Genomic DNA, 3,934 nt, shown 5'->3' with positions numbered 1-3,934 from the left:
GCAGGGTGACGTAGTCGACCTCAGCCGCGTCGAGCGCCTGTCGGTTCGCCCCGGTCAGCGCGGCGACCTGGTCGCCGACGCGAACGATCGCCGTGCCCGTCGGCGCCGGCAGCATGCGGGCGTGCTCGGGCCGGAAGATGGCGTCGGCGACGAGGCGTCCGACGCGATTGGCGGGGCCGGCGAGGGCGATCGGCCGCCGTGCGCCGGTCACCCCGTCGACACTGAGCACAGCGTCACCGACGGCCCAGACGTTCGGGACTGTCGTTCGACCGTGCCCGTCGACGATGATCGCTCCGCGCTCGCAGCCCACGCCTGCCGCCTCGAACACTTCGGTGTCCGGCCGCACGCCGACAGAGAGAACGACGAGATCGGCGGCGAGTCTGGCTCCGTCGCCGAGGATGACGACGTCCTCCTCATCGTGTTGCTCGATGGCGTCGGCTGCGACGCCGAGGTGCAGATCGACGCCCAGGGCACGAAGCTCGGCAGTGACCACAGCCGCGAGCTCTCGCTCGAGCGGCGGGAGGGGGTGGGAGGCGACGTCCACCAGGCTGACCNCCGCGCGGCGGATGCCGCGGTCGACGGTGCGACGCAGCGACGTTGCATCGTCGACGGATCGGAGCGTGCGTACTCGCGGGGAGTCGAGACCGGGGATCGGGGGGCGCACCGGCCGAGCGCCCGGGGCGAGGATCAGGTCGTCGTAGGCGATCTCATAGTCGCCGTCGATCGTGCGAACGCTGACGACGCGACGTGTGATGTCGAGACCGAGCACGTCATGTCCGGTGCGCACATCTAGTGCGAGCGCGGCCCGCAGCGAGCTCGGTGTCTGCACGAGGAGCGAGTTCTCGTCGGCGATCTCTCCTCCCACGAAGTAGGGCAATCCGCAGTTGGCGAAGGAGACATAGGCCCCACGCTCGAGCACGACGATCTCCGCGCGCTCGTCCAGTCGGCGGGCGCGAGCCGCTGCGCTCATGCCTCCGGCAACGCCCCCCACGATGACCAGGCGATGAGGTGCTCCGCTCTCACGCATCGGGGTGCCCCGGGCAGCGCTCCGACGGGTCCACGCCGCGCAGGGCGTCCTCGACGTGCTGGCCGCACCCCGTCCAGGTGGCTTTGCCGCATTCAGGGCAGGTGATTCGACTGCACATGGCATTCCTCTCGACGGAGCGAAGCTATACCCCCTGGGGTACTTGGGTCAAATACGGGTGGGGGTATCCATCGATCCAAGAGCGATCCGCCCGTCGTCACCGAGAGCGGATGCCTCGCCTCAGCGCAGCACGAGGGCGGCGGCGCCGATCAGCGGGCCGTCGCCGGCGAGTCCGCTCGGCACGACCCGCGTCGCCCGCGAGAACGGCAGAGCCGCGCTCTCGCGCAGCGAGGCCTGCACGAGGTCGATGTAGTCGGGCGTGACGGTCGAGAAGCCCCCGCCGATCGCGACGGCCTCGAGGTCGATGAGGGTCGCGGCGTCGGCGAGCACGATGCCCACCGCCCGCGCCGAGCGCTCGATCGCGGCGCGCGCGACCGGGTCGCCCGCGGCGGCGTCGCGGGCGAGGTCCTCACCACGCTCGCCGCCCCACCCCTGGGCCTGCGCCCAGCGCACGCTCGAGGGGCCGGATGCCACGTGCTCGAGGGTCGGGCCGAATCCCTCGAACCCGGCGGGAGCCGACACCTGCCCGATGTGGCCGGCGTTGCCGGTGCCGCCGCCGACGAGCGCGCCGTCGACGACGAGTCCACCGCCGACGCCCGTCGAGACCACGATCGACATCGACGCGCGGGTTCCGGCGGTCGCGCCGATCCAGTTCTCGGCGAGCGCGATGCAGCCGCCGTCGTGGCGCAGTCGCACCGGCACGCCGCGGCCGACCACGCGCCGCACCGCATCGGCGAGCGCGAACCCGTGTACGCCGGGCATGTTCACCGGGTCGATCGTCTCGCGCACCGCATCGATCGGGCCGGCCGCGCCGATGCCGACGCCCACGAGCTCGTCGTCGGGGCCGAGCGCGGCGACGGCAGCGCTCACGACCGCGGCGGCCGCGGCATCCAATCGGGCAGGATCGGTGTCAGGCCCGGTAGGTCGCCGGGTGCGGCCGACAGCGCGCACGAGACCGGATGCCTCGACGAGCGCGGCTTCGATCTTCGTGCCGCCGAGGTCGACGGCGAGAGCGACGGTGCTCATGCGGGGTACTCCCGGGGCTACTGGGGGTCGAGACCGAGGTCGTCGAGGTCGATCGCCGCGAGCCACTGCAGGCCCTCGGCCTCGATCGCCGCCTGGGCGCCCGTGCGACGGTCGACGATCACCGCGACCGCGACTGGCTCGGCGCCTTCGCGGCGCAGCGCCTCGACCGCCTTCAGGGCGGACTGGCCGGTGGTCGAGGTGTCCTCGAGCACGACGACGCGCTTGCCCGCGACATCCGCTCCCTCGATCTGACGGCCGCGGCCGTGGTCCTTGGGCTCCTTGCGCACGACGAAGGCGTCGAGCGGGCGACCGGCGTGCACCGACTCGTGCAGCACGGCATTGGCGATCGGGTCGGCGCCGAGGGTGAGCCCGCCGACGGCGACGATGCCGTCGACGTCGCGAATGAGGTCGAGCATGATGCGACCGATCGCGGGGGCGGCCCGATGGTCGAGCGTGAGCTTGCGCATGTCGACGTAGTACGTCGCCCGCTTGCCGCTGGAGAGGATGAAGTCGCCGTGGAACACGGCCTCGTCCTTGATGAGCGCGATGAGCGCCTGACGGTCGGATTCGAGCTCGGGCGCGGAGGCAGCGGTCACGCCTCCGAGTGTAGGGCGGGGCGCGGCATCCGCCCGTCACGCCGGACCCGCCGCGACCCGGACTCGGCGTCGGGGGTGCGCCCTAGGCTGGGGCCATGCGGCTTGCGACCTGGAACGTCAACTCCATCCGCGCACGGGTCGTGCGCACCGTCGAGTTCTGCGTGCGAGAGAACATCGATGTGCTCGCCATGCAGGAGATCAAGTGCAAGCCCGAGCAGTTCCCCTACGCCGAGTTCGAGGCGGCGGGCTACCAGGTCGTCGCGCACGGGCACAACCAGTGGAACGGCGTCGCGATCGCGAGCCGTGAGCCCATCGAGGACGTCTCGTTCGCCTTCGACGGCATGCCGGGCTTCCAGAAGGGCTACGACGGACCGGATGCCCCGCAGGAGGCGCGTGCGCTCGGCGCGACGATCGACGGCGTGCGGGTGTGGAGCCTGTACGTTCCCAACGGCCGTGGGCTCGACGACCCGCACTACCGCTACAAGCTCGAGTGGCTCGCCGCGCTGCAGGGCTACACGCGCGGGGCGCTCGGCGCCGACCCCGACCTGCCTCTCGCGCTCGTCGGAGACTTCAACATCGCGCCCCTCGACGCCGACAACGGCGACCCGACCGTCGTCGAGGGCGTGACGACGCACGTGTCCCCGCCCGAGCGAGAGGCGTTCCAGGCGCTCCTCGATGCGGGGCTCAGCGACGTCGTGCGGCCGCTCGTGCCGACCGGCTACACCTACTGGGACTACAAGCAGCTGCGCTTCCCCCGCAACGAGGGCCTGCGCATCGACTTCGTGCTCGGTTCGCACGCGTTCGCCGACGCGGTCGCGGGAGCCTCGATCGCGCGCGACGAGCGCAAGGGAGAGATCCCGAGCGATCACGTGCCCGTCGTCGTCGACCTCGATCTCGAGGGTCCCGATGACGACGACCGCCCGATGATCTTCTGACCCGCGCCCCGCGCGCGCCCGGGATCGACGATCCGCTCGCGCGCGGGAACCGCCGCGATCAGCCCTGTTCGGCGGTGTACGCCTCGGGACCTTGGGCCGCGGCCGCCGGATCCATCCACAGGAACGACAGGATGTTGCCATCCGGGTCCTCGAGGTCGCGCGAGTACATGAAGCCGAGGTCCTGAGCCGGGCGCGGCTCGACGCCGCCGGCATCCAGACCCTTCGTGAGCGTC

Annotated in this window: 4 protein-coding genes and 3 pseudogenes; 1 reads left to right on the top strand and 6 read right to left on the bottom strand. The window is 71.8% G+C overall.

The window, feature by feature from the left end; genetic code table 11:
• From ASG00_RS18740 to pyrE, 5 genes and pseudogenes are all read right to left on the bottom strand, one after another.
• Nucleotides 1-211, bottom strand: a pseudogene (locus ASG00_RS18740) (FAD-dependent oxidoreductase); the annotation flags it as partial.
• 15 nt (nucleotides 212-226) lie between these two features.
• Nucleotides 227-554: pseudogene (locus ASG00_RS18735) on the bottom strand (NAD(P)/FAD-dependent oxidoreductase); the annotation flags it as partial.
• Between the two features lies 1 nt (nucleotide 555).
• A partial coding sequence (locus ASG00_RS16310; RefSeq protein WP_235559049.1) for an FAD-dependent oxidoreductase occupies nucleotides 556-1,027 on the bottom strand: 472 nt, incomplete at its 3' end.
• Between the two features lie 237 nt (nucleotides 1,028-1,264).
• Nucleotides 1,265-2,170 carry an ROK family protein gene (locus tag ASG00_RS01505; protein ID WP_056206334.1) on the bottom strand — a complete coding sequence of 302 codons (906 nt, stop codon included), beginning with the start codon at nucleotides 2,168-2,170 and terminating at the stop codon, nucleotides 1,265-1,267.
• 17 nt (nucleotides 2,171-2,187) lie between these two features.
• Nucleotides 2,188-2,766 carry an orotate phosphoribosyltransferase gene (gene pyrE, locus ASG00_RS01500; protein ID WP_056206332.1) on the bottom strand — a complete coding sequence of 193 codons (579 nt, stop codon included), beginning with the start codon at nucleotides 2,764-2,766 and terminating at the stop codon, nucleotides 2,188-2,190.
• A 95-nt stretch (nucleotides 2,767-2,861) separates the two neighbouring features.
• Between pyrE and ASG00_RS01495 the strand changes: the two genes are divergently transcribed.
• The gene (locus ASG00_RS01495) at nucleotides 2,862-3,701 is read left to right on the top strand and encodes an exodeoxyribonuclease III (protein ID WP_045246378.1); all 840 of its coding nucleotides are present in this window, start codon (nucleotides 2,862-2,864) and stop codon (nucleotides 3,699-3,701) included.
• A 58-nt stretch (nucleotides 3,702-3,759) separates the two neighbouring features.
• On the opposite strand, the pseudogene ASG00_RS16305 reads toward ASG00_RS01495, so the two are convergent.
• A pseudogene (locus ASG00_RS16305) lies at nucleotides 3,760-3,934 on the bottom strand (VOC family protein); the annotation flags it as partial.

It is taken from the genome of Microbacterium sp. Leaf351 (genome assembly GCF_001423825.1).
Lineage (GTDB): Bacteria > Actinomycetota > Actinomycetes > Actinomycetales > Microbacteriaceae > Microbacterium > Microbacterium ginsengisoli.
This window is presented reverse-complemented; position numbering and strand designations above follow the sequence as displayed.